The organism is Asticcacaulis excentricus, assembly GCF_003966695.1.
Lineage (GTDB): Bacteria > Pseudomonadota > Alphaproteobacteria > Caulobacterales > Caulobacteraceae > Asticcacaulis > Asticcacaulis excentricus_A.
Map to the genome: position 1 here is coordinate 192,517 of NZ_AP018827.1, position 25,637 is coordinate 218,153.

The following is a 25,637-nucleotide window of genomic DNA, read 5'->3' on the forward strand; positions in this document are numbered from 1 at the left end:
TATGAAAAAGACCCTGTTTTCGATCCTCAGCGCCGTCGTCGTGTCGTCGGCCGTGCTGACCGCCGGTATCGCTCTTAACGCCCCGGCCTACGCCCAGTCGGCCGCCAAGGCGACCGTCGATGCCGCCAAGGCCGCCGGTACGGTGGGCGAGCAATCCGACGGTTATCTGGGCCTCGTCAAGGACTCAGCCGACGCCGCCACTAAGGCCGCCGTCGATGAGATCAATGCCGGCCGCGCCCGCGTCTATGCCGAAGCCGCCGCCAAGAACGGCGTCTCTCCGGCTGCTGCCGGGGCCTCGGCCTACAACAATGTGATCTTCCCTAAGGTCAAGGCCGGGGAATATTACAAGGACGATTCCGGCAACTGGAAGCGCAAGTAAGCCTTCTGATTTCACGGCTTCTTAAAGGCCCTGTGGCAGTGTGTGCCGCAGGGCCTTCTTCGTGCGTGAGTGGCATATGACGTGCAGGGCTTCGTCAAAATTCGCCTGACTGGTTTATTTCAGGACACCCCGCACAGGAACCCGCCCCATGACGACCCCCATTCGCGCCGCCGTTTCCCAGGCCACAGCCGACAATATCCGGCCGCTGACCTCGCTGCGTTTCTTTGCAGCGGTATGGGTGATCCTCTACAGCTACTGGTCGGCGCTCGAAGGGGCCATCTCCATCGGCATCATTGAAAAGGGCTATCTGGGGGTTGATCTGTTCTTCATCCTGTCGGGTTTCATTCTGAGCCACGTCTATATGACGTCGCTGGGGGAAGGGCGGTTCCGTTACGGGTCTTTCATCGTCAACCGGCTGGCGCGCGTCTATCCGCTGCATCTGGCGACTCTGTGTTTTGCTATCCTGCTGTGGGGGGCCGCGACGCTGAAAGGCATGAGCGTTGACAAGAATCTGGTCAACTGGCCGTCCCTGCCGGCGCATCTGTTCCTCGTTCAGGCCTGGGGTCTGGCGCCGGAAGCGTCTTTCAACCACCCTTCGTGGTCGATTTCAGCGGAATGGTTCGCCTATCTGCTGTTCCCGATCTTCGGCACGGTGGCGTGGTCGATGCGCGCCCGTCCGTGGCTGGCCGTCGGTCTGTCGGTCACCTTCCTCGTCAGCCTGTATATGATTTTCGAAGTCTTTATGGGCTTCAAGCTGACCTCGGCCACCGTCTTCTGGGGGGCGCTGCGTATCGTGCCGACCTTCATGCTGGGCTGCGCGCTTTATCTGGTGTGGCGGTCGGGCAAGCTGACACCGCAGGTGGCGTTGATGGGGGCGGCGGCCTCCAGCCTGATCGTTATTGCCGCGGCCTCGTGGCTGAAGATCGACGCCCTAATCGTGCCGATGCTGGGCCTGATGCTGTTGTGCGTGTCGCGCTTTGGCAATGGCGGCGTGATGGGCAACCGCGTGCTGGTCTATCTCGGCGAAGTGTCGTTCGCCATGTACATGGTCTATGTGCCGTGGAAGTGGGTCTATCTCAATGTGATGGGCATGGTGCTGGGTACCGGCGACGCGCCTTTGCCGCTGCTGTGGTGGGCAGTGGGCCTGATCGCCATCATCCCCGTCGCCATGCTGGGCCATCACATTGTCGAACTGCCGATGCGCAATGTCGTGCGCCATCTGGGTGACCGGCTGCGCTACCGACTCGCTTACCGCCTGGCGCGTTAGATCAGTTTGCCCCACTCTCATCCGTAAGCGGACGAAACCCCATAATTCGAGCGTCTTTTCCCGCGTGCGGCGAAAAGACGCTCGTTTTTTTTTCGCCCGCGCCCTGAATTTATAGTTAACTGATGTTTAACAACTTTTTTGCAACATCCTCAGGCACGGCCCGTCCGGATGTGGGAAATTTACCACGATTTGGAAAATAAAGGCTTTGTAAATGCCGCTGAGTTATGTATCAAACCTCTACAAGTAAATGTTGCGGGCGTTTTAGCTGATCTTTTTCACCCGCAGCCACCCCCTGTAAGACCCCTAAGAGGACCGCCGCAAAGGCCCCTCGATCAGGCCCCAAATGGAGTGCTCGTGTGCTGAAAAGACTAAGCGTATTGGCCCTGTCGGCGACTCTGGCGTTTGGCGCCGTGGGCGCGCAGGCCGCTGAGAAGAAATCCCCCTACTGGCAATGCGTCACCTTCGCCCGGTCGATCACGGGCATGAACATTTTCGGTGACGCCTGGACCTGGTGGGAAGGCGCTTCGGGCAAATACGACAAGGGTCAGGCACCGAAGGCCGGGGCGGTTCTGGTGTTCCGTCCGCAGGGCAAGATGCGACTGGGCCACGTGGCCGTCGTCTCTCAGGTTATTACCGATCGCGTCATTCAGATCACCCACGCCAACTGGTCGCCCATCGGTGGCCGTCGCGGGCAGGTCGAAAAAGACGTCACCGTCGTCGATGTCTCGGACAAGGGCGACTGGAGCAAGGTGAAGGTGTGGTACGGCCCGATCGCCGATGTGGGCACCACGGTCTATCCGACCTATGGCTTTATCTATCAGGCGGCCCAGAAGGGTCAGGAGATGGGGGAAAACCTCGTCACGCAGGTCCTCGACAAGCCGACCGTTAAGAAGCCGTCTGCGTTCGACAAGGTGGCGCAGAAGACGTCCTCCAAGACCAGCAATAAGGCTCTGGTCAATGCCCTGACCACCGATGTCGAAGCGCCGCGCAGTCAGGCGCTGGCCTCCGCGACGGCGGACGATGCGGTGGCGCCCAAGCCCGCCGATGTGAAGCCGGACGCCAAGGCTGCGGATAAGGCCAAGGCGAGCAAGACGAAGACCTCCACCGAAAAGGCCGTCGCTGATAAAGACGCCGACAAGGCTCCGGCGGCGAAATCAAAGACCAAGACCGACAAGGGCGACAAGACGACCAAGGTCGCGGACAACGCCAAGGCGGACAAGAGCGCCAAGGCCGCGCCGAAGTCCAGCAAGAAGGCCGTCGCCGAAGCGGACGACAAGGCCGCAAAGACTTCCAAAACCGCCAAGGCTGATAAGGCTGACAAATCGGGAACCAAAAAGGTCGCCGAAGCCGAGGCCAAGAAATCCGAAAAGAAGACAGAGAAGACCAAGGCCTGAGCCGGTTCTTTTTGTCTGAAGGTTTGCAACGCCGCTGGTCTTGCCAGCGGCGTTTGACTTGTCAGGGCGACGCAAAGCGGCCTATGCAGAAGCAATCTGTGAAAGAGCCTTCATGCTGAACATCTATAGCCGTGACGCGGCCCCGGACGGGGCCTTTACCGTGGTGCCGCCCGAAGGGGCAGGGGACGAGGCCGGCTGGTGTGAGATTACGCCGGACGGGGTGTGGATCGACCTCTACAATCCCGACCGCGAGGAAGAACGTTATGTCGAAGGCGTGGTCGGGCTGAATCTGCCGACGCGCGAGGACATGCAGGAGATCGAGTTTTCCTCGCGCCTCTATCTCGAAGACGGCGCGGCCTTCATGACGGCACAGGTGGCCTTTTACGGTGGCTTCGATCATCTGCAATCGGGGCCGGTGACCTTCGTCCTGCACCGTCAGCACCTGATCACCATTCGCTATATCGATCCCAAATCGTTCAGCATCTTTGCCGAACGCCTGGTGCGCCATCCGGAAAACTGCGATCAGGCGCACGAAGCCTTGGCCAACCTGCTGGAGGTGCTGATTGACCGCACGGCGGACCTGCTGGAGAAGGCGTCGGCCACGGTGGATGAGATTTCCGGGCGTATCTTCGCACCCAAGCGCGGGCGCAATCTGGAGCGGGTCCTGCGCGAGCTGGGCCGCTGTCAGTCGGACACGGCGCGCATCCGCGACAGCCTCGTCTCCTTTGGCCGGCTACTGCTGTTTGCGCGGGCGCTGGACCGCGAACTGGTCGGGGCAGACGAGGCGGGCTTCAATGCCTTCCATGACAAGCTGCGCACGCTGGAAAAGGACGTGGCCTCGCTGAACGACCATTCGGCCTTTGTGTCGGGCAATATCGCCTATCTGCACGACGCGGCGCTGGGGGTGATCAATCTGGAGCAGAACACGACCATCAAGATCGTTTCGGTGGCTTCGGTGGCCTTCCTGCCGCCAACCCTGATCGCCTCGCTTTATGGGATGAATTTCGAATTCATGCCCGAACTGCACGTGCCGTGGGCCTATCCGCTTGTGGTGCTGGCCATGATCGCCTCAGCGGTAGGGCCGCTGGTGTGGTTCCGCCTCAAAGGATGGTTATGAAAGCGGTTTATCTTTCCGCCAGCGTGTAGTTGCAGCCTTGATCGCGGACATGCGCCATTTCGGTCTCCAGCAGCCGCGCCCGCGTCAGGTCGGCGTGGCGCAGGCTGGCGTGGGTCAGGGTGGCGCGCGTCAGATCGGCGCGCAGGGTGCGCTCCCCACCCAGCGACAGGGGCGAGAGATTGGCCCGGTCCAGCGTGGCGCGGGTGAGGCGGGCCCCGATCAGGCGCGCCCCCCTGAGGTCCGCCCCGGACAGGTCAGCCATGCGCAGGTCTGCACCGGAGAGATTGACCCCCTGTAGCTGCGCCCCGGACAGGTCCATGCCGTACAGGATGGCCCCCGCCATATTGGCCGCCGTCAGCTTGCGGCCGATCAGGGTGGTGGCCGTGCGAAAATCGAGCCCGCTGAAATCCTGCGTCGCGCCTTTCTGACCGCCGCTGTTGCACCAGACCTCATAGGCGTCGAGCAGGTCATCAAGCGGTTCATCGTCAATGAAGACGCTGATCGGTTCACCCAGAATATCCGACATGTCGGTATCCTTGGTGGTCATGCCCTGGGTCTGGGTCCCGACCATCACCGCCCCTTTTAATGAGGCCCCGGACAGGTCGGCGGACGACAGGTCCGCCGCCGACAGGTTGGCCCCCTCCAGCGAGGCATTGCGCAGCTTGGCGTGGCTTAAGACCGCGCCTTCGAGCTGGGCATCGCGGAAATCGGCGGATATGGCCCCGGCGCCGGTCAGGCGTGCACCCGACAGGTCCGCCCCGGAAAGGATGGCGTAGTCCAGTTCGCCGGCGCGCTTTTCGTGTTTCATCAGGCGCAGGCCGTGCTTTTCATCCTTGAAGGCGATCTGGCCTTCACGCAGGTCGCAGCGCGTCAGGCTGGCCCCGGTGAGATTGGCCCCGCGCAAACAGGCCCCGCGCATATCGGCGCGGTCGAGCACGGCGAAGCGCAGATCGGCTTCGCGCAGATCGCATCCGTACAGATTGGCGCGGCTGAGGTTGACGTCGCGCAGCGCCGCGCCGCGCAGACAGGCCCCGGTCAGGACGGCATCGGACAGGTCTATCCCTTCGAGATTGACCCCGCTCAGGTCGATATAGGCAAGGTTAGCCAGTTGCCCGCCCGGCTTCATCGTTTTGTATTTGTGGTGCAACTCTATGATCGTGCGCAGGGAGCGCGGATCAATAGGCTGCAAGGTGGCGGCTGACTGCGTAATAGGCAAGGGAGCGTCCGGAGGGGGCGAGGGGATGAATGGATAGTCGCGTTATCCATACTGGGTTACAATGGTGAAAACTTGCTCTACGCCCGGTCACGGGGCGAAAAAAATGTCTTGTGGTCGTTTCGCGTTACGTTTGGAAGCGCAATGATTTCTACTGGAATCATTGCGCTCAAGCCGCCATTGAGGCGGCGGCCAAGGTGGCGGAGCCCGTACCCGGCGAGGGGCAGAATAAAAGCTAAATCATTATGTTTTTGCAGAAAACATAATGATTTAGCGACAGGCCTTGCACAGGCCGCGCGCTTCCAGCGTCACCCGGCGCGTTTCAAAGCCGCTGGCCGAGGCCTGCTGGTCGATTTCGGGCAGGCTGACCGCCACCTCTTCGCTGCTGCCGCAGCAGTCGCACAAAAGGAAGGCTGCGGCGTGCGGCTGCACGGCCTTGCCGTCGGCGTGGCCCTGACAGGCGACAAAGGCGTTCAGGCTTTCGATGCGGTGGATCAGCCCCATCTGCTCCAGAAAGGCCAGAGCGCGATAGACGGTCGGCGGCTTGGCGGCTCCGTCGGGGTGGAAGCGGTCGATGACATCATAGGCCTTCACCGGGGCATTTTCGCTGAGGATCAGCTCCAGCGTACGCAGGCGCGGCGCGGTCATGCGCTCACCCTGCGCTTCGCACAGGCGTCGGGCTTCGCTCAGGCGCGCGTCGATGCGCCCGCTATCGAGGGTGTGGACGTGGTCGTGATCGTGGCCGCAGGCGTGTGACATGGCTGTAACTTAGGCAGACTCGCGACATTTCGCAATGACGGCTTGACACTATTTATGTTATTACATAACAGATGACGGTCCGGTACGGCCTTTGTGTGTCGCCGTCCGCTTTTTTCGGGAGCCTCCCCCATGCAAACCCGTATGGTTCTCACCCTGACCGTCAGCCTTGCCGCGCTGGTCGCTTTTACCCCGGTTCTGGCGCAGAGTTCGTCTCCGACACCTCAGAAAGACGAGGACATAACGGAGATCGTCGTGACCGGTACGGCCTATGGCGTGTCGAAAGACGCCCTGATGAGCAATGTCGATGTACTGACCCGCACCACTATCGATCAGAAGCCGGCTGAGAGTCTTGGCGATATGCTGGCCACCCTGCCGGGCGTGCGCTCGTCTGCCTTCGCACCGGGTGCCAGCCGTCCGGTGATCCGCGGCCTTGACGGGTTTCGTGTTCTACTGCTCAACAACGGCATGGGAGCCATTGATGCCTCAGCCGTGTCGCCCGACCACGCGACAGGGACCGATCCGGTCGAGGCCCAGCGTATAGAGGTTCTGCGTGGCCCTTCGGCCCTTATCTATGGCGGCAACGCCATCGGCGGCATTGTCAACATCATCGACGATCGTATTGCGTCGGCCCCGGCCAAGGATGGTGTTGAGGGCCGCTTTACGGCACAGGCCTCCAGTGTTGATAATGGCAAGCAGCTTGGGCTGAATGTAAAGACAGGGCAGGGGCCTTGGGTTTTCACCGCCGACGCCCTCAAGCGCAAGAGTGACGATTACAAAACGCCCGTAGGTCCGGAGTCCCGTCGGCTGACCGACGCCGAAGGGGAGGAACCCGATACGCGCGATCGTCAGGAAAATTCGGCTGTTGATCTGAGCGCCTATGGGGCTGGCTTGTCCTATGTGGGTGACTTTGGCTTTGCGGGCCTGAGTGTCAAGCATACCGATACGACCTACGGCGTGCCCGGTCATAGCCATGCTGAAGACGCGTCTGATCACGAAGAGGGTGGCGACCACGCGCATGAGGAAGAAGGCCCGGTGACCATCGGCCTGAAGCAGACGCGTTACGATGTCCGCTCATCGTTCAATATCGCCTTTGCGGGTTTCAACAAGCTGACGGCGGATGCGGGCTACACGGATTATAAACATACCGAGTTCGAAGGCGAGGAGGTCGGCACGCGCTTTCTCTCTGACGGTTATGAGGCGCGCGTGAACCTGATCCGCCAGAAGATGGGCGATGTCTCTGGGGCGGTAGGTTTCAATGTCCTCGAACGCCATTTCGAGGCGATAGGAGCTGAGGCTTTTGTGCCGTCGTCTACGACGCGAGAATTCGGCACCTATGCGCAGTCGCGTATCGACAGGGGCGCCTGGGGCATCGAAGGCGGCCTGCGGGGTGACCGCAAGGAGATCACTTCCGCGGGTTTCTCAAAGGCATTCGACAACCTGTCGGGTTCGCTGGGCGGGTTCTGGAAACCTTCCGATCATGCCTTCTTTGGTCTGAGTGTGACGCGCTCCGAACGCGCCCCTTCTGATGTTGAATTGCTGGCCGATGGCCCGCACGCCGGTACAGGGGCTTATGAAATTGGCAATGCAGCTCTGAAATCGGAGACAGGCTACAGCGTAGAGGCCACCGGCCACTGGCAGATGGACAGCCATTCGGCTTTCAGCCTTGACGCCCACCTCTATTCCAGCCGTTTCGACAATTTCATTGACCTGCGTCCAACGGGTGACAACGAGGACGGCCTGCCGGTCTATCGCTACGTGCAGACGGACGCTGACTTCTGGGGCTTTGAACTGGAAGGCGGCGTGAACCTGTGGAGCCGTGGCGCTCAGGCTGTGCGTCTTGATCTGGCCTATGACTATGTTCGCGGCAAGAGCGATCTGGGCGATATTGCTCGTATTGCCCCTTCGGCGCTGACGGCCACCCTGGGCTACGAAGGTGAACGCTGGAAAAGCCATCTCGAAGTCCGGCATGTAGCGGCGGCGGACACGCATTTGGCGGCGTTCGAAACCCCAACCGATGCCTACACGGCCGTCAATGTCTTCGGGTCTTACTGGATCAATCCCAAGGTATCAGTCTTCGCCGAATTGCGTAACGCGACTGACGAGGAAATCCGCGAGCACACTTCGGTGCAGAAGGATATACTTGTCGGTGCTGGTCGCAATCTGCGCGCCGGTCTGACCTACCGATTCTGATGGATCGACGCAGGATCATGGCGCGGAACCCCGGAAGCTCGTACTTCCGGGGTTCCTGCACCTTAAAATACCCGCAGGTGCCGGTTTTTGCGCGAATTGCGGCCTTTGCACTCGCCTGCCTGAACGTGCCGCTTGCGCTTTCCCGCAGGCATGGGCTAGAAGCGAAACTTCTTAGTTTTTACCACTACAAAGAGCGATCATGGAACAGGCTCAAGACCAACAAAGCGCGCTGACAGGGAACGTGCTGTTTTACAAGACTCCGGAACCCCTGAGTGTCGAAGCCCACGGCAATCTCGGCATCAGCGCCTCGGCTACGCCGCACGCCTTTGTCGCTGAAACCAATGTGGTGCCGCTGACCGTGGCGGAATTCCCGGCGGCTTCGCTGAGCTACCCCATCGTCTTCATCGGCGAAGCGCGTATGCCGGTGGCCGCTATGGGTCTGGCCGCCGGTCAGAACATGTTCGTGTCCCCCGAAGGCGTTTTCCGCCCGGACGCCTACCTGCCGGCCTTTGCCCGTCGTTATCCCTTCGTCTTCGCCAATGACGAACAGGAACAGCGCATGATCCTGTGCGTGGATACCTCCTCGCCGGTGGTGACCGCCAACAATCCGGACGTGCCGTTCTTCGAAGGTGGCAAGCCGTCGGCCTTCGTCGAAAACGCCATGCAGTTCTGCTCGGACTTTGAAAACGAGCGCCTGCGCACCGAATCCTTCGTCAACCTGCTGAAGGACCTCGATCTCCTGGCTCCGCGCGAAACCATCTATCGCCCGGCCAATCCGGACGGTTCGCAGGGTGAGCCGCAAAAGATCGCCGAATATTTCGCGGTCGATGAAGAAAAGCTGGCCAAGCTGTCGGCCGACAAGCTGGTTGAGCTGCGTGACAACGGCGCCCTGATGCACATCTACGCGCACCTGATCTCGCTGCTGGCCTGGGACAAGCTGATCGCCCTGACTATCGAACGCAATCAGTCGGCCCCGGCGGTCAACTAAGCGTTTTCGGTTTGAAACGACAAACCCCGGAGGCTCTGGCTTCCGGGGTTTTTGCTTGGCCACGAAAAACACGAAAAGGCACGAAAAGGCTGGTGAACCGCCATGGCCCGTAGGGCCGTTTTTCAGTGTTGCGGCGTGCTGTCTGGTCGGGCGCTTCGCGCCATATGTTCGTGCTTTTCGTGGCGAAAACCTTACCCAACAGGCGGCGGATTGCGCTGAAACACCGAGCGCGTCAGGCACGAAAAGACCAGACGTCCGGCTTCGTCGAGCAGGTCGTGCTGGGCGATGACGACGCCCTTGGTGTCACCCACCGCGTCCTTGCCCATAATGGTCAGACGCCCGCGCAGCAGTTCGCCCGGCGGCGGGTTGCGCGACCAGCGCAGCGCATCGACGGCCAGTCGTTTCGTCTGCGGCCAGCCCGCGGCCGCTTCCTGCTCCAGCTTTGACCACAAAGCAAAGATCAGGGCATCGGGCAGGCCGTCCTGCGTGTTCCACGACGGCGCATAGGTGGCGCAAAACTGTTCCAGATCACTCTGGGAGACGACGCCCGCGCCGATAGAGGCGACCTGACCAATCCACAAATCGTCAAAGGCGGCAGGCATGAGCGACTCCGTTCAAACAGGAAAGTCCTGTGTTCTAAGCTGTGTCGGGGCGTTCGGCAACGCTTTTGCACAGGCGGTCGCAAAAGACAGAAAGCCTTGTTCCCAAAAGCCTTACGTATTGATTTGGGACGGGCGCTGTGGTTTGGTTTTTTACACACGTTGGGGGGAACAGCGTGCAGGATTTGCCGAAGTCTGATGAGTGCACAGGACAATATTACGGTTCTTGAGGACGAGGCCTATACGGGCCTGTTCCTGACGGCTGAGCGCGACGCGGCGGTGCGCGCGCAGGGTCAGGTGCTGGCTGGTGGGCGCGTGCAGGGTCAGGCGGAGGCGCTGGCCAGTGATCCGGAAACGCTCGGCAACATCCTGCGCAGTACGCGCGAGGCGCAAGGCTTTTCGCTGGAATACATGGCCGATATCACCCGCGTGCGGCGCAGCTATCTGGAGGCGCTTGAAGAAGCCGCCTATGACCGCCTGCCATCGCGCGCCTTTTCTATCGGCTTCGTCAAGGCCTATGCCAAGGCGCTGGGGCTGGACGAAGAAAGCCTGGCCGATCTGTTCAAGCGCTCGTTTGCCGACCCGGCGCAGTCGGACAAGCTGCGGGCCCCGGTGGGGGCCGCCTTTGAAGACCTGCGCCCCAGCTATCGCCTCTATGGCGGGCTGGCGCTGGCGCTGGTGCTGGCGGTGGTGGCGTGGAACCTGTTTCAGCGCACGCCGGGCTGGGGTGGGCATCACGCGCCGTCGGCTGATACGACGCCGCAGAAATGGGCACCGGGTGTCCCGCTGGTGCGCGACAGGCTGGTGCTGACGCAAGCGGCTCCGGCGCCCAAGGATCAGGACCTGCCCGTGCCCTATTACACGCCGGGGCTGGAGGAGGGCTTTGCCGCCATCGACGCTGAACGCGCTGAGCAGAACCCCTCGGCGACAGTGGGCGTGCCGCTTCAGATGCGCAAGGCCTTCAACCCGCGCGGGGCGGTATTTGGTGCCACGCCAGTCGATTCCATGGTGACGATTCAGGCCCAGCGCAGCGTCAATCTGGTCCTCAGCGGGACAGACAAGCGCGTCTATTTCGCGCGGCAACTGGGACCGGGTGAGGCCTATCGCCTGCCGCAGGTCAGCGCCGTCAACCTGCTGATCGAGGTGGGCGACCCCAAGGCGTTTGAAATCTATTATAACGGCGAATTTGCCGGGGTGATGGAAGAGCGCGCGACCTCCGTCTCCAAGCTCAATGCCCGTGCGGCGGCGCTGGCCAAGCTGATGGACGCCCAGATGGAGGCCCTGCGCCCGGATGGTCGTCGTCCCACGAACGCCGCCGCGCCTGCCGCCCCCGTGAACACGCCGGTTATCCCGGCGGACGTCCCGGTGCGTGACGGCCCCATCCCCTACGTGCCGCAGACGAGTCCGTCCGCGACGCCCCAGACAGACCCCGCACCCGCGACCCAGCCCTGAATTGCGGCTGGTAAAGCGCCCGTCGAAGGCTTACATAGGGCGCATTGACCCGTATCCCCAGAGTGCATGATGAGTGACCATACGCATGTCCGCCCCTGGCGCATGATCGAGCGCCGCAAAAGCCGCAAGATCAAAGTCGGCAAGGTCGAGGTCGGCGGCGACGCCCCGATCAGCGTGCAGTCCATGACCAATACGCGCACCCACGATGTCGATGCCACGGTGCGTCAGATTCACGCGCTGGAAGAGGCGGGGGCCGATATTGTGCGTGTCTCCTGCCCGGACGTGGACTCGACGGCGGCGCTGAAAGAGATCGTGCGTCAGGTCAGCGTGCCCATCGTCGCCGACATCCATTTCCACTACAAACGCGGCATCGAAGCCGCCATGGCCGGCGCGGCGTGCCTGCGTATCAATCCCGGCAATATCGGCTCACCCGAGCGCGTGCGTGAGGTGATCAAGGCGGCTAAGGACTATGGCTGCTCCATGCGTATCGGCGTCAATGCCGGGTCTCTGGAGAAGGAACTGCTCGAAAAATATGGCGAGCCGTGCCCGGACGCCATGGTCGAAAGCGCCCTGTTCCACGCCAATATCCTGCGCGATAACGACTTCCACGAATTCAAGATTTCGGTGAAGGCCTCGGACGTCTTCCTGACCGTCGCCGCCTATCAGGCGCTGGCTGACGCCATCGACTGCCCGTTGCATATCGGCGTGACCGAGGCGGGGCCGTTGCGCACCGGCACCATCAAATCGGCCATCGGGCTGGGCAACCTGCTGTGGGCGGGAATCGGCGACACCATCCGTGTTTCGCTGGCCGCCGATCCGGTCGAAGAGATCAAGGTCGGGTTTGATATTCTCAAATCGCTGGGCCTGCGCCATCGCGGCGTCAATATCATCGCCTGTCCCTCCTGCGCGCGCCAGGGCTTTAATGTCATTGAGACGGTGGCAAAGCTGGAGGAACGTCTGGCCCATATCGCCACGCCCATGTCGCTGTCGATCATCGGCTGCGTCGTCAACGGGCCAGGGGAGGCGCTGTACACCGATGTCGGCTTTACCGGCGGCGGCGCGGGGGCGGGCATGGTCTATATGGCGGGCAAGCCGGACCACAAGGTCTCTAATGACGACATGATCGAGCACATAGTCGGTCTGGTCGAAGCCCATGCCGCTAAGCAAAACCAGAGCGAGACGGCTCCGGAAGCGGTCTGAGCGGGCGGCTTCTCCACAGATGGCCACAGATAAGGTGTGTGATGCATCACCGGTGGGCGTTCGATCGCTTCTTATGCTATTGAAAAACCACAGATTGCACAGATTGGCGCTTCGCGCCCTCGACCCATCAGACCCCACGCCCGTGCCGGGGAACTCATAATCTGTGAAATCTGTGCAATCTGTGGTTCTCTAACCGCGCCACAAAGTCAGTAAAATGCCCCGTCAGGCGAACTGACGGGGTTTTTTGTTTCATAATATTTGAGGCTTAGAGCATCCGCCGGCTCAGTTGAGCCGCCGAATGGCTCTAAGTTTTTGTTTGGTCGCGCAATTTTTCCGAAAAGTGGTATCCACTTTATCGGCTTGCGCTCTAGCGCACGCCGGCGATATAGCGGCCATTGGTGATGTGGGTCACCTGTGAGGTCGCCTGACCTTCCATCATGATGTCGATCTCGCTGCGGTCCACGGGCTTGGAGAACAGATAGCCCTGAATGATGGCGCAGCCGGCCTGACGCAGGATGTGGCTCTGCGCCTGGGTTTCGACCCCTTCGGCCAGAATGCTGAGGTGCAGCGCCTTGGCCAGCTTGATGATGGCACGGACCAGCGCCTCGGCGTCCGGATCGACCCCCAGATTGGAGACGAACGAGCGGTCGATCTTGATCTTGTCCACCGGGTAGCGGCTCAGATAGCTGAGCGACGAATAGCCGGTGCCGAAATCGTCGAGCGCGATGGAGAAGCCCATCTGACGCAACGCATTGAGCGTATTCTGCGTCGGCTGATCGTCGTTGAGCAGCATCCCTTCGGTGATCTCGATTTCGATAGAGCGCGGCTCGACGCCGGTTTCGCGCAGCATGTCCTTCAGTTCCGGCAGGAAGCGCGAGGACCGCAACTGCGTCGCCGACACATTGATGGCCACCTTCAGGCCCGGCCAGCGTTTGGAATCGATCAGGGCGCGGCGCATGATCAGCGTGCCCAGATCCATCATCAGGCCGCACTCTTCGGCCAGAGGCACGAAATAGGCGGGGCTGATCGGGCCGCGCTGCGGGTGGCTCCAGCGGGCCAGCGCCTCGACGCCGACGATGCGGCCATTGTGATCGACCTGCGGCTGATAGACGACGTCGATGGCTTCGACGTGGATGGCTTCGCGCAGGCCCGTTTCCAACAGCTTACGCAGCTTGATCGTCGCGTCCATCTCGACTTCGAAGAAGGCGTATTGCGAACGGCCTTGTTCCTTGGCACGGTAAAGCGCAAGGTCGGCCTGACGCAGGGCTTCGGCGGCTTCGATGTCCGCTTCCTGCAACAGGGTGACGCCGATGGAGCAGGACGAATAGACCGGGCCGCTTTCCAGCGTGACCTGTCCCTTGAGGCCTTCCAGTACGCGCTTGGCCAGGGCGGCCGCGGAATGCGCATCCGTGTCGGTCTGGATAATCACGAAGACGTCGCCGCCCAGACGCGCCAGCGTATCGCCTGCCCGGATCATGCTGCCGATCTTTTGCGCCGAATGACGGATCAGTTCGTCGCCCGCTGAATGGCCCAGCGTATCATTGACGTCCTTGAAGCGGTCGAGGCCGACGCACATGACGGCGACCGAACCGCCCTGACGGCGCAGGCGCTCGGTGGCCTGATTGAGGCGATCGGTGAACAGGGTGCGGTTGGGCAGGCCGGTCAGGCCGTCGTGCAGCGCCATATGCTTGGCGCGCGCTTCCGAAGCGATCAGGCTGCGTGCGGTCTTCTGGCTGCGGTGCAGCAGCGCCAGCGCCACGCCCCCCAGACCGGCCGAAACCAGCAGCGAAGGGATCAGGGCGCGCATGAACAGGTCAAGCCCCGGTCGCGACGGCTGCCACGTCAATTCGGCCTTTTCCTGACCGGTCGAGTCGGTGAACACGGCGCGCGCCGAACCAGGTGGTACGTTCTGGCCGCTACGCAGTTCGGTAATGGTGCTCAGCAGATGCCCCTGCGACAGGGTTGCCAGCTCGGCATGGCTCAGGCGGTGCACGCCTACCACCAGATAGGGGGTGTAGCGCGCCAGGTCCTGTCGCGTGCTGTCGGGCAGGATCAGGCTGGCCCCCAGCAGATAGACGTGGCCGTCCAGCACGGTCAGCCGCGCAATGGCGTTGGTCTTCGACGTGAAGCCTATGCCGGAGGCGGTATAGACATAGTGGCGTTCGCGCAGGTCTTTCGACAGGCGGGTGATTTCACTGCTCAGGCGGTTATAGGTGGAAAGCGAGGTTTCCTGCTTGCCTTCCCAAGCCAGCACCGGACGATTGAGACCGTCCAGCACGAAGGTCTGTTCGTAATTCAGATATTCGGAAAAATAGCTGCCGTAATTGTCGGCGACGAACTGATGGTCGAATTTGACCACCGTCCGATTGACCGCTTCGTTCCAGATGGTCATGGGGGCCATCAGGCGCGCCTGCGTTTCCGCCAGATGCATCAGCCCGCTGCGCACATAGTTTTCTTCGCGCTCGCGGCTCGACTTGTCGATTTCGGCGGCCCAAAACCACAAAGACACGATCAACGCACACACGGCCCCGACCACAACAATGGTCATGGGGGCCAAAAGTCTTAATTCACTCCGGTCTCGTTTCACGAGGCGTACTCATTCTGAGGGCGGTTACCTGAGACGTGACCCTAAAGGAAAAGGTTTAAATTAAGGCAAACGAAAAACTCTTTTGTAATGAAGGGGTTGTGCGCCTATGCGCCGATGTGTGCAATGGTTTTTCCCTTGACCATCAACAGGTTGGGTCGCATCTATACAGGACTGTAACGGAGGCTGTTATGCGGTTGTTTATCAATTCAGGTTCGCCTTTTGCGCGAAAGTGCAGAATTGTGATCCGAGAGATGGGTCTGGCCGACCGTGTGGAGGACGTGCCGACCGTGACTTTGGACAGCGTTCCGGCGCATGTCGCTGTTAACCCTTTTGCGCAGGTGCCGGCCTTGGTGACCGACCACGGGGCGTTTGTGGATTCGACGCTGATCTGCGAATGGCTGGCGACGCATTACGGGCCTTACCCCCTCTATCCCGAAGGCGAGGCGCAGTGGGCGGCGCGTCAGGCCGAGGCGCTGGCCGACGGGATTCTCGAAACCGCCGTGAAGATGGTGATCGAACACCGCCGCCCGGAAGCCGAACGCTCTGCCGCTTGGCTCAAGCGCTGGGAAGAGGGGCTGCGTCGGGCCCTGAAGGCCGTGGACGGGCTGGGCGCACTGTCCGACGCGCCGCCGGGGCTGGCCGAAATCACCCTGGCTTCGGCGGCGACCTATATTGATTTCCGCTTCCCCCAACTCGACTGGCACGCCGAGGCTCCGCGCCTCGTGGCCCTGCGCGATCAACTGGAAAAACGCCAATCCTTTATCGACACCTATCCGTCTTAAAGGTAAGAAGCGCGTTTTCCCCCTCCCGGCATTGTGGGGAGGGGACCACGAAGTCTTTTGAGGTCGTTCCTTTGATACGTCTGCCGCAGGCCAAGCTCGATCAGGTCGTCGATCGTTTCCGTATGATCGAGGCGCGCATGGAAAGCGCCACCGATGGCACAGAGATCGTCAAGCTGTCGAAGGAGCACGCCGAACTGAAACCCGTGGTCGATGTGGTCACGGCGCTGCTTAAGGCGCGCGCGTCGGGGCCGGAGCTTGAGGAGCTGATTGCGCTCAATGATCCCGAACTGTCGCCGCTGGCGCAGGAGGAGTTTCAGGAGCTGAAAGAGCGCCTGCCGGAGCTGGAACGCGGTGTGGCGCTGTTGCTGGCGCCCAAGGACAAGGACGAGAACGCCTCGGCCATCCTCGAAGTGCGTGCCGGGACCGGCGGCGATGAGGCGGCGCTGTTTGCCGGCGACCTGTTCCGCATGTATTCGCGCTATGCCGCGTCGCAGGGCTGGCGCGTGGAAATCGACTCGATCAGCGAAGGTGATGCGGGCGGCTATAAGGAAATCATTGCTTCGGTGACGGGCGACGGCGTGTTCGGCAAGCTGAAGTTCGAATCGGGCGTGCACCGTGTGCAGCGCGTCCCGGCCACCGAAGCCGGCGGCCGCATCCACACCTCGGCGGCCACCGTCGCCGTTCTGCCCGAAGCCGAGGATGTCGAAATCGACATTCAGGACAAGGACATCCGCATCGACACCTACCGTGCGTCGGGGTCCGGCGGTCAGCACGTCAACAAGACCGACTCGGCGGTGCGTATCACCCACCTGCCGACGGGGATTGTCGCGACCTCATCGGAAAAGTCGCAGCACATGAACCGGCAGATCGCCATGCGCAACCTCAAGGCGCGCCTGTACGACATCCAGCGTCAGGCGCTTGATGCCGCGCGCTCCGATGCCCGCAAATCGCAGGTCGGCTCCGGCGACCGCTCGGAGCGCATCCGCACCTATAACTACCCGCAGGGTCGGGTGTCCGATCACCGCATCAACCTGACCCTCTATAATCTGGCGCAATTTATGGAAGGCGAGATGGATCAGATGATCAACGCCCTGATCGCCGACGATCAGGCGGCGCGTCTGGCCATGCTTGAGGAAGAACTGGGATAGGTGTAGGCTCTACTTCTGGCTGAAGAGTTCAGTTATCGGGGGGGCTTATGTATCTCAGGATATTCGCAACGCTTGTCTCACTTTCGGTGGTGATCTGGGCCGTTACGCAGGGCCAGGTTTATGGCCTTCTCTGGCTTGCCGTGCCCATTGGGATATGGCTGGACCATTTCAAGGTCAGGCCCGCCGTGCAGTTTACAGCGCTGGCCTGTTTGTTCGTGCCCATCGGTGTATGGGCCTTGCGGGATATGGACTTGCCCGGTCTTTGGCAGTTCATGACCAAAGAGTGGCTGACGACGATAGCCATAGCATTCCTGCCGGTGTTTTTCGGTCTCTACGCGGCCTATGTCTGGTGGGAAAAGCGGCAAATAGCCCGAAAGTAAGTAGCCTGTCCGGAAGGGGGCAACCGATGGGTATATTTTAACCCCGCGCTGCGCTAAGAGCGGTTCATGCACTCGACCAATGGTAAAATCGACTCCCTGTGGCGGCATCCGGTCAAGGGCTTTACGCCCGAACCTGTGGCCGAGACCTGCCTGACGGTCGGTGGTTTTTTCCCGTTTGATCGCCTGTTTGCGCTGGAGGTCGGGCCATCGGGCTATGACCGCGACGATCCGCAATTCCTGTCCAAGATGAAATACGCCGTGCTGGCGCGCTTTCCCGCCGTGGCGCGGTTGCGCACCCGCTATGATGAGATAACCGAGCGTCTGTTCGTCGATGATCGCCCCTTCGATATCGCGCAACCCGCCGGGCGGCACGCACTGGAGCGTCATATCGAAACCGTGCTGGCGGCGCATGAGGATTACGACCCGGTGGCGCAGCCCCTGCGGTTTCTCGATATCCGCGAAGATGCGGTCGAAGGTTACCGCTTCACAGACTCGTCCAAAGGCTTTGTGTCGATTCTCAATCTGAACAGCGTGCGTGACCTGTCCGGGCGCATGGGCATCGACCTCGATCCGTTGCGGCTGCGTGCCAATATCTGGGTCGAAGGGTGGTCAGCGTTCGAAGACCACGCCTTTGTGGGCAAGACGCTGCGCATCGGCGAGGAGGGGCCGCGGCTGGAGGTGCTGAAACCCATTGTGCGCTGTGTGGCGACGCACGTGAACCCGCAGACGGCGCAGCGCGATGCGGAGATGGTGCAGGCGCTGTGGACCCACTATGGTCACCGCGACTGCGGTCTTTATTGCCGCGTCGTGTCGCCGGGGCTGATCCGCGTCGGTGATGCGGTTGACCCGCAGGTGGCCTGATCCTATAGCAGGAACCGTCGTTTATTCTAAAGGTGTCCGGATGCCCAAACTCATTCTCCTCCGTCACGGCCAGAGCCAGTGGAACCTCGAAAACCGCTTCACCGGCTGGGTGGACGTCAATCTGACGGCCGAAGGCGAGGCGCAGGCGGTCAAGGGCGGAGAGCTGATCAAGGCCGAGGGGATCGAGATCGACCGCGCCTTTACCTCGGTGCTGACGCGCGCCATCCGTACCTGTAACCTGGCGCTGGACGCGGCCGGGCAATCCTATGTGCCGGTGATCAAGGACTGGCACCTCAATGAGCGCCACTATGGCGGGCTGACGGGGCTGGATAAGGCCGAAACCGCCGCCCTGCACGGCGATGAGCAGGTGAAGATCTGGCGCCGGTCCTACGACGTGCCGCCGCCCGAACTGTCGGCCGACAGCGCCTATGACTTCTCGAAGGATCGCCGCTATGCCGGTTCGGTTCTGCCGCTGACCGAGAGCCTGAAGACGACGCTCGACCGCGTGCTGCCCTTCTGGGACGGGGCGATCGTGCCGGCGCTGAAGGCCGGGGATACGGTGCTGGTGGCGGCGCACGGCAATTCGATCCGCGCCATCATCAAGCTGTTGTTCAACCTCGGTGAGGCCGAGATTCTGGAGGTCGAAGTGCCGACCTCGAACCCGCTGGTCATCGACCTCGATGCGGCGCTGACGCCCGTTTCGGCCAAGTACCTCGATGCCGAGCGGGCCAACCCCGTGCCCGTGTTGCAGGGCTAGCGGACGTGAGCTTCCCCCTCACCCCAGCCCTCTCCCTCAAGGGAGAGGGGGCGTTTCTCTTCTCCTCTCCCTTGAGGGAGAGGGTGGCGCGCAGCGCCGGGTGAGGGGGCATGGTCTCAAGACGTCCACCCGCGCAGATTTCTCGTGCTCGTAGCCTGCGACAACAGGACAATACGGCGGAGGAACGGTTGTGGCTCCGGCTGAAAAACCGTCAGTTTTTCGATGTGAAGTTTCGTCGTCAGCACCCTGTAGGCCCGTATTTTGCTGATTTTGCGAGTTGGGAGAGGCGTTTAGTTCTCGAAATTGACGGATCCCAACATATCGGCTCCCAGCGCGACAAAATCCGCGACGCCTTCATGATCGCTGAAGGCTGGTCCGTCGCGCGGTTCACATATGCCGATGTGCTCAATGACATGGACACGGTGTTGGACACCCTGAGTGCGATCATCGACGGGCGGATCACGGAGGCTGTGGTGTCGAGGGAGTTTCAGTTTTATCCGGCACCTCACCCTCACCGGGTCCTTAGGACCACCCTCCCTGTGTGGCCGAGGCGATGAGCGACTCCCGCCATATGGCGCGTGCCATCGCGCTGGCCACCGCACAACTTGGGCGCACCGTGCCCAATCCGCCGGTCGGCTGCGTCATCGTCAGGGACGGCGTGGTTATCGCCGAGGCTGCCACGGGTGATGGCGGACGGCCGCACGCCGAAGAGGCGGCGCTGGCCCAACTCGACAACCGCGCCGACGGGGCGACGGCCTATGTGACGCTGGAACCCTGTGGTGCGCGCTCTCATGGCGGTCTGTCCTGTTCGCAGCGACTGGTCGAAGCGGGCGTCATCCGCGTCGTCTTCGCCTGTCATGACCCGTCGCCCTATGCCTCGCACCTCGGCATTGCGCGCATGACCGAGGCCGGGCTCACGGTCGAAACCGGACTGATGGCCGACGAGGCCGCAAGCCTGATCGCCGATTTTGTGAATAATCTGCCGGTTAAGCCCTGATTTAGGCTTTTTCAGTAGGGTTAATTAAAACCCTATCGAAAGGTCCGTCCCCGCGCATGAGCGCCACCACCGGACAGTCACGCTACACCCGCCTGACCCAGGCGCAGGTGGACGCGATCTGCCAGAAGCACGAGCGTCTCAAGGCCATGAAGCCCGGAGGTGCGCGGGCTGTTTTCGCGTGGATGGACGTGTCGGGGCTGGATTTTCGCGGGCGAGACCTGCGCGACGCCGACTTCACCGCCGCCATCATGGTGGGCGCGGATGTGTCGGGCGCGCTGCTTGATCAGTCGAACCTCTATTGCGTCGATATGCAGATGGCCAATCTGACCCGCGCCTCCCTGCGCCGCACGGATTTGCGCGGGGCCTGCCTGCGCGGGGCCAATCTGGCCGATGTGGATCTGTTTGAGGCCGACCTGCGCGAAGGGGCGCTGGCTCTGCCGGACAAGGCGGCGGGGCTGGCCTATGTCGAAGTGTCCACGCGCGTGTCGGACGCCGGGTTTACCAATCTGCGCGGGGCCAATCTGGAGCGCTCCAAGCTGTCGGGCATTCAGGCCATGAAGGCCGATTTCACCGACGCCATCCTGAAGTCGTGCAAGCTGGTCCGCGCCAACCTTAAACAGGCGATCATGGACAATTGCGACCTGTCCGGGGCGGACATGTCGGGCTGCGACGTCAGCGGCGCGTCGCTGAAAGACGCGGTGATGATCGGCACCAAGACCGAAAGCTGGAACGCCTCGCAGACCAATCTGAGCGGCGTTTTGACCGAAAAGGCCGCCGGTACGGACGTCAGCCGTCTGCCCTATGACGAGATGATCCGGGATCACGCCGAATGGGTCGATAGTGTGGGCAAGGCGGGCAAGCCTTCGGCCTTTGACAAGGCCGATCTGCGCGCGCTCAAATCCATCAAGGGGCTCAATCTGGCGGCGCTGTCGGCCAGGGGAGCGGTGTTTTACGGCCTCGATATGCGCGGCATCCAGTTGCAGGGCGCGCACCTCGAAGGGGCGGACCTGCGCAATTGCGACCTGAGCGGGGCCGACCTGCGTGGCGCGCAGATGAAAGGTGTGCGGATGGATGGCGCCAATCTGGAGGGGGCCAATATTGGGCCTCTGAAGCTCTCCGGTGACCGTCTGTTCCCGGCGGACCTCAGAGAGGCGCGCATCCGCGGGGCCAATCTGCAACGCGCCGATCTGCGTCAGGCGCGCCTTGACGGGGCCGACCTGTCGCGCTCTGACCTCGACAAGGCGCAGATGACGCTGGAAAGCCTCGTCAATGTCGTTTGCGTCGGCCTTAAGGGCAAGATCGCGGCTTAAAACGCCTCGCTGACAATGTCGCCATCGCCGCTGAAATAGGCGCGCTTCATGCCCGCCGAGCGGAAGGGCGCGTGCACTTCGCCGGAACGGGTGACGACGATCAGCCCGCCTTCGCCACCCATGCGCGCGATCTGCTCCAGCACCTGACCGGCGCTTTCAAATGCGCCCTGACCGGCCCCGATGCGGAAGGCCACCTGTGCGGCGGCCTGAACGCGCAGGAAGTATTCGCCCTGACCGGTGCAGGAAATGGCGGCGTGGTCGTCGGCCCAGGTGCCCGCGCCGATGATCGGCGTGTCGCCGACGCGACCCGGCAGCTTGCCAAACACGCCGGCCGTCGAGGTCGCGGCCGCCAGATTGCCATAGGAATCGAGACACACGCACCCGACCGTCCCGTGCGCCAGCGTTCCCGGCGGATAGTTGGACTCAAAAGCCCCGGCGCGGGTGAAATAGTCGTCGGTCACCGTCTCAAAGCCCTGTGCCTCGGCAAATTGCCGCGCGCCATCGCCGGCCAGCAGGACGTGCGGCGTCTTTTCCATCACGGCGCGGGCGATAGCGACAGGGTTCCTGTACCCGGCCAGCGCCGCCACGGCCCCGGCGCGGCGATCGGCGCCGCTCATCAGGCTGGCGTCCAGTTCAAACACACCGGCGGCATTGGGCGACGCGCCTTTGCCCGCCACATAGAGGCCGGAGTCTTCGAGCGAGCGCACGGTCTCGGTGACCACATCCAGCGCGCGGGCGCCGTTATGGAGGTTGTGCCGCGCGATCTTGGCCAGCCCCTTCATGTGGGTGATTTCGCGGCCATAGTCGCGGCCGGCCTTGGCCCCGGCGCCGCCATGCAGGGCGAATGCGATCATCAGACGTGTCCTTCGGGTCGTTTGGCCGGGTTTTAGGCGAAGAGACGGGCGAAAGCTACCCCTGTACCTCCCTGACGAGTCGGGGGAGAAGGAAGGCAGCGTCAATGGCGAGGTCCTGATCGCACAGCCGTCGCGGGCCCGGACGGTGGCTGATGAGGATCAGGCCCTGACCCGTGCGCTTAAGATGCGCCTCGACCGCCTCGGTGACGGCGGCTTCGGTGGTGGCGTCCAGCCCCTCGGTCGGCTCATCCAGCACCAGCACATCGGCCTGACGCAGCAGGGCGCGGGCGAGGCTGAGACGTTTGCGCTCCCCACCGGACAGGGTCACGCCACCGTCGCCGATCCATTGGTGCAGGCCCTTGGGCATGGCGACGACGCGGGCCTTCAATTGCGCCGCCTCCAGCGCGGCCCATACCCGCGCCGTCAGGGTTTCCGGCGTTTCCGCCGCGATCTCCTGCGGCGACAGGGCCATCAGCAGAGTGTCGCCAATCGTGCCGTTGAGCACCGGTGCGTCCTGCGGTGACAGGCTGAACCGCAGGGCGGGCAGGGCGGTGAGGCCCGGCACCTCGTCCATCGGGCGCAGACCGATCAGGGCTTCGATCAGGCGCGTCTTGCCCGATCCCGACGCGCCGTGGATCAGCAGGCGCATCTGTGGGCCGAGGTCGTAATCGTGCGCGCCAAAGCGCAGGACCGACCCGGTGCGCGGGGCGGGTTTCGCGGCCTCTGCATCCCCCAGTTCCGCCACCCGCGCCTCGGCCTCGGCGAACAGGCGTGTTTGCGCCATGGCTTTCAAGAGGGGGCCGGTCGCTTCGAAGGCCACCGTCGTCACCAGCAGACCGAGCGCCAGCATCGGCATGGCCGCGTGCGCATGGGTGAGAACGATCAGGCTCAGGGTTACCGCCAGCACGCTCAGGTTCAGCAGGACGGGCAGGCTTTCGCTGCGCGCCTGCGCCTCGCGGGCGGTGCGCAGGGCGGCCTCCTGCTCTGATAATCGCGCCATAAACCGCTCCGACAACCGATAAGCGGCGATGTCGGGCAGGAAGGGCAGGGTTTCGTGTACGCTGTTTTTCAACGCCCCCAGTTCGTGCAGACCCGTGGTTGCCGTGGTTGCCGTGGGCGCGACGCGGCGCGACAGGCCGATCAGCGCGCCGATGCCCGCCGCCGCGATCAGGGTGGCTACGGGCGATAGCAACAGAGTCAGGATCAGGGCGGCGATCAGCCCGCCCAGCGCCGAGGCCCAGTGGCTTTGCGCCACCACCGCGTTTTCCAACTGCCCGACGTCCTGCACCAGCCGTGCCGAGGCCTCACCGCGGCTGAGGCGCAGCGGCGTATGGCTCACCCGCTCAAACAGCCACGGGCGCAGCTCCGCCAGGGTGCGCAAGGCCGCCGTATGGCCGCTCAGGCGCTCGAAATAGCGCATGACGGTGCGCGCAATGGCCAGCCCGCGAATGGCCGCCGACGGCAGCAGATAGTTGAAAGCCATCATCACCGCGCCGCCCGCTGCCCCGGCTATGGCTGCCCCGGCCAGAAACCAGCCGGACAGGCCGAGCAGGGTGGTGGCCGCGATCGACACCCCGGCGGCACAGACCGAAGCGACGATCAGGGATGTACGCTGACGGCGTTTCAGGTCGGCAAAATAGGCTTTGAACGCGCTCACAGCCGCACCTCCTGCGTGGCGATGGCGGCCAGCGCCTCGGAATGGGTGGCCATGATCACCGTGCGGCCTTTGGCGGCGCTGCGGATGGCGGCGATCAGGGCGGCCTCGGCCTCCGGGTCGAGATCGGCGGTCGGCTCATCGAGCAACAGAAGCGGCGCGGGCTTGAGCAGGGCGCGCGCCAGACCGATGCGCCGCCGCTCACCGCCCGACAGGCCGGAGCCGCGCTCATCCAGCGGCGTCTCAAGCCCGCGTGCCGCCACCAGCGCCTCCAGCCCGGTCAGGCCGATCACCCGCTGCACCTCGGCGTCGCTGGCCTGCGGGTGCGACAGGCGCAGATTGTCGGCCAGGGTGCCGGGCAGGATCGGCGTGTGCTGCGACATCCACGACAGACCGGGCGACAGATCGTGCGCGTGCGTCAGCGGCTGACCTTCGATTTCGATGAGGCCGCACGCCTCCACATCACCGCCGCGCTCCAGCAACAGGCGCAGCAGGGTGGACTTGCCCGACCCCGTTTCGCCGCGCAGGGCGATGATGGCGCCGCCGCTGGCGCTGAAACTGACCGCGGCGAAGACGGGTGCCGGATCGTCGGCAAAGACGGCGCTGACCCCCTCAAAGCGTAGGGCGGGGGCGGTGGTGAGCGTCAGCGGCACTGGGTCTGGTGTTTCCAGCCGCACCTCCAGTGCCATCAGGGCTTCGGCGGCGGCGCGCGCCTGCTGCTCCTCGTGATAGGCGGCGCTCAGGCGGCGTAGCGGGAAATAGACTTCGGGGGCCAGGGCCAGAGCGAAGAAAGCCGGGGCAAAGGCATCGCCACCGAACAGGTCTCTGTTGAAATCGAGAATAGCCGGCACGGGGAAGGGCAGCAGGCCCAGCAGGGCAAACCCGCAATAGACGGCGATCAGGGCGACCGACAGGGCAGCGAAAAATTCCAGTATGGCTGACCCCGTGAAGGCCATGCGCAGGACCGACAGGGTGCGCTCGGATACATCGCGGGCGGCGCGGCGCACCTTTTCGACCTGCGCGGCCTCGTTATCAAAGGCGCGGATCAGGGGCAGGTGGCGCAGGCGGTCGGCGAACAGGCCCGACAGCCGCGTCAGGGCCGCAAGCTGACGCCTTGATTCGGCGGCCGTGGCCATGCCGGACAGGGCCATCAGTGTGACAAAGGGACACAGGGTGAAGAGGATGATAGCGGCCGCCAGAGGCGAGGCCACACCAACAGCCAGCGTCACCAGAAGCGGCGTCAGGGCCGTCGCCTGACGCGCCGGAACGAAGCGCGCATAGTAGCCTTCGAGCGCTTCGGTATGCTCAAACAGCGCCGTCATGTGCCCCATCTGCGAGGCTCCGACGCCGCGTCCGGACAGGGCCTTGCGCATCAGCGACAGGCGCAGATTCTCGATGATCAGGCGCGCCGATTTGAGGCTAAGGACCTGATTATAGTAGGAAAGAACGCCTCTGAGGCACAGGCTGATGAGCAATAGGGCCAGGCCCGTCAAGGGAAACTGACCGCCGCGCACCGCCTGAAGGATCAGGGCCAGCCCGGCGGCAAAGCCCGTGGCGCACACGACCGACCCGACCTCAAGCTGTCGCACAAGTGTGACTTGTCTTTTCGCCGGATCGGCCCATAGTTTCAGCGCCTGACGCACAGCCTTGGCGCGACTCTTTTCGGCGTCGCGGGCAGCATCCTTAAAGGTCTCAGGGGTACGGGGACGTGGGTGCGACATTTGGTGCGATAGGGCGTTTCAGGGGCGG

General features: G+C 62.8%; 23 protein-coding genes. 16 read left to right on the plus strand and 7 right to left on the minus strand.

Annotation, left to right across the window (positions count from 1 at the left end; translation table 11 throughout):
• Position 1 precedes the first annotated feature (1 nt).
• The 4 genes from EM6_RS00935 to EM6_RS00950 all read left to right on the plus strand — a co-directional run bounded on the left by EM6_RS00935 (position 2) and on the right by EM6_RS00950 (position 4,157).
• A complete protein-coding gene (locus EM6_RS00935; RefSeq protein WP_126419608.1) occupies positions 2-379 on the plus strand; it encodes a YdbL family protein in 378 nt (125 codons plus the stop codon).
• A 148-nt stretch (positions 380-527) separates the two neighbouring features.
• A complete protein-coding gene (locus EM6_RS00940; RefSeq protein ID WP_126419609.1) occupies positions 528-1,646 on the plus strand; it encodes an acyltransferase family protein in 1,119 nt (372 codons plus the stop codon).
• A 356-nt stretch (positions 1,647-2,002) separates the two neighbouring features.
• The gene (locus EM6_RS17705; protein ID WP_126419610.1) at positions 2,003-3,040 is read left to right on the plus strand and encodes a CHAP domain-containing protein; all 1,038 of its coding nucleotides are present in this window, start codon (positions 2,003-2,005) and stop codon (positions 3,038-3,040) included.
• A gap of 112 nt (positions 3,041-3,152) precedes the next feature.
• Positions 3,153-4,157, plus strand: a complete 1,005-nt coding sequence (locus tag EM6_RS00950) for a magnesium transporter CorA family protein (RefSeq protein ID WP_126419611.1) — start codon at positions 3,153-3,155, stop codon at positions 4,155-4,157.
• Between the two features lie 7 nt (positions 4,158-4,164).
• Here the strand turns inward: EM6_RS00950 and EM6_RS00955 are convergent, their stop codons facing one another.
• Together EM6_RS00955 and EM6_RS00960 are read right to left on the minus strand one after the other, a co-directional pair.
• Positions 4,165-5,373 carry a pentapeptide repeat-containing protein gene (locus EM6_RS00955; protein ID WP_126419612.1) on the minus strand — a complete coding sequence of 403 codons (1,209 nt, stop codon included), beginning with the start codon at positions 5,371-5,373 and terminating at the stop codon, positions 4,165-4,167.
• 267 nt (positions 5,374-5,640) lie between these two features.
• Entirely contained in the window at positions 5,641-6,129 is a 489-nt protein-coding gene (locus EM6_RS00960) for a transcriptional repressor (protein WP_013478420.1), read from the minus strand.
• Positions 6,130-6,258: 129 nt separating this feature from the next.
• On the opposite strand from EM6_RS00960, the gene EM6_RS00965 reads away from it, so the two are divergent.
• A complete protein-coding gene (locus EM6_RS00965; protein ID WP_126419613.1) occupies positions 6,259-8,319 on the plus strand; it encodes a TonB-dependent receptor in 2,061 nt (686 codons plus the stop codon).
• Positions 8,320-8,518: 199 nt separating this feature from the next.
• Positions 8,519-9,307, plus strand: a complete 789-nt coding sequence (locus EM6_RS00970; RefSeq protein WP_126419614.1) for a SapC family protein — start codon at positions 8,519-8,521, stop codon at positions 9,305-9,307.
• A 191-nt stretch (positions 9,308-9,498) separates the two neighbouring features.
• On the opposite strand, the gene EM6_RS00975 is transcribed toward EM6_RS00970, so the two are convergent.
• The gene (locus EM6_RS00975; RefSeq protein WP_126419615.1) at positions 9,499-9,909 is read right to left on the minus strand and encodes an acyl dehydratase; all 411 of its coding nucleotides are present in this window, start codon (positions 9,907-9,909) and stop codon (positions 9,499-9,501) included.
• A gap of 195 nt (positions 9,910-10,104) precedes the next feature.
• Between EM6_RS00975 and EM6_RS00980 the strand changes: the two genes are divergently transcribed.
• Positions 10,105-11,358 (plus strand): helix-turn-helix domain-containing protein, encoded by a 1,254-nt coding sequence (locus EM6_RS00980; RefSeq protein WP_126419616.1) that lies wholly within the window; start codon positions 10,105-10,107, stop codon positions 11,356-11,358.
• A 66-nt stretch (positions 11,359-11,424) separates the two neighbouring features.
• Entirely contained in the window at positions 11,425-12,558 is a 1,134-nt protein-coding gene (gene ispG, locus EM6_RS00985) for a flavodoxin-dependent (E)-4-hydroxy-3-methylbut-2-enyl-diphosphate synthase (RefSeq protein ID WP_126419617.1), read from the plus strand.
• Positions 12,559-12,925: 367 nt separating this feature from the next.
• On the opposite strand, the gene EM6_RS00990 is transcribed toward ispG, so the two are convergent.
• Positions 12,926-15,106: an EAL domain-containing protein gene (locus EM6_RS00990; RefSeq protein ID WP_232037062.1), complete on the minus strand. Its 2,181-nt coding sequence runs from the start codon at positions 15,104-15,106 to the stop codon at positions 12,926-12,928.
• A gap of 227 nt (positions 15,107-15,333) precedes the next feature.
• Here EM6_RS00990 and EM6_RS00995 point away from each other — a divergent pair, with 227 nt between their 5' ends.
• The 8 genes from EM6_RS00995 to EM6_RS01030 all read left to right on the plus strand — a co-directional run bounded on the left by EM6_RS00995 (position 15,334) and on the right by EM6_RS01030 (position 21,380).
• A complete protein-coding gene (locus EM6_RS00995; protein ID WP_126419619.1) occupies positions 15,334-15,927 on the plus strand; it encodes a glutathione S-transferase N-terminal domain-containing protein in 594 nt (197 codons plus the stop codon).
• Between the two features lie 74 nt (positions 15,928-16,001).
• Positions 16,002-17,075, plus strand: a complete 1,074-nt coding sequence (gene prfA / locus EM6_RS01000) for a peptide chain release factor 1 (protein WP_126422800.1) — start codon at positions 16,002-16,004, stop codon at positions 17,073-17,075.
• 47 nt (positions 17,076-17,122) lie between these two features.
• The gene (locus EM6_RS01005; protein WP_126419620.1) at positions 17,123-17,455 is read left to right on the plus strand and encodes a hypothetical protein; all 333 of its coding nucleotides are present in this window, start codon (positions 17,123-17,125) and stop codon (positions 17,453-17,455) included.
• 66 nt (positions 17,456-17,521) lie between these two features.
• Entirely contained in the window at positions 17,522-18,316 is a 795-nt protein-coding gene (locus EM6_RS01010; RefSeq protein WP_126419621.1) for an MOSC domain-containing protein, read from the plus strand.
• Between the two features lie 40 nt (positions 18,317-18,356).
• Positions 18,357-19,073, plus strand: a complete 717-nt coding sequence (gene gpmA, locus EM6_RS01015; RefSeq protein WP_126419622.1) for a 2,3-diphosphoglycerate-dependent phosphoglycerate mutase — start codon at positions 18,357-18,359, stop codon at positions 19,071-19,073.
• A 110-nt stretch (positions 19,074-19,183) separates the two neighbouring features.
• Positions 19,184-19,630, plus strand: coding sequence for an endonuclease domain-containing protein (locus tag EM6_RS01020; RefSeq protein WP_126419623.1), 447 nt, complete (start codon positions 19,184-19,186; stop codon positions 19,628-19,630).
• Positions 19,627-20,070 carry a bifunctional diaminohydroxyphosphoribosylaminopyrimidine deaminase/5-amino-6-(5-phosphoribosylamino)uracil reductase RibD gene (locus EM6_RS01025; RefSeq protein WP_126419624.1) on the plus strand — a complete coding sequence of 148 codons (444 nt, stop codon included), beginning with the start codon at positions 19,627-19,629 and terminating at the stop codon, positions 20,068-20,070. Before EM6_RS01020 ends, EM6_RS01025 begins: the two co-directional genes overlap by 4 nt.
• A gap of 56 nt (positions 20,071-20,126) precedes the next feature.
• Entirely contained in the window at positions 20,127-21,380 is a 1,254-nt protein-coding gene (locus tag EM6_RS01030) for a pentapeptide repeat-containing protein (RefSeq protein WP_126419625.1), read from the plus strand.
• Here the strand turns inward: EM6_RS01030 and EM6_RS01035 are convergent.
• The 3 genes from EM6_RS01035 to EM6_RS01045 are packed head-to-tail and all read right to left on the minus strand — an operon-like array spanning position 21,377 to position 25,609.
• Positions 21,377-22,234 carry an isoaspartyl peptidase/L-asparaginase family protein gene (locus EM6_RS01035; RefSeq protein ID WP_126419626.1) on the minus strand — a complete coding sequence of 286 codons (858 nt, stop codon included), beginning with the start codon at positions 22,232-22,234 and terminating at the stop codon, positions 21,377-21,379. The two genes, EM6_RS01030 and EM6_RS01035, sit on opposite strands and share 4 nt — an antisense overlap.
• Before the next feature lie 55 nt (positions 22,235-22,289).
• Positions 22,290-23,891 (minus strand): ATP-binding cassette domain-containing protein, encoded by a 1,602-nt coding sequence (locus EM6_RS01040; protein WP_126419627.1) that lies wholly within the window; start codon positions 23,889-23,891, stop codon positions 22,290-22,292.
• The gene (locus EM6_RS01045; protein WP_126419628.1) at positions 23,888-25,609 is read right to left on the minus strand and encodes an ABC transporter ATP-binding protein/permease; all 1,722 of its coding nucleotides are present in this window, start codon (positions 25,607-25,609) and stop codon (positions 23,888-23,890) included. The genes EM6_RS01040 and EM6_RS01045 overlap by 4 nt, the downstream gene beginning before the upstream one ends.
• Positions 25,610-25,637 lie beyond the last annotated feature (28 nt).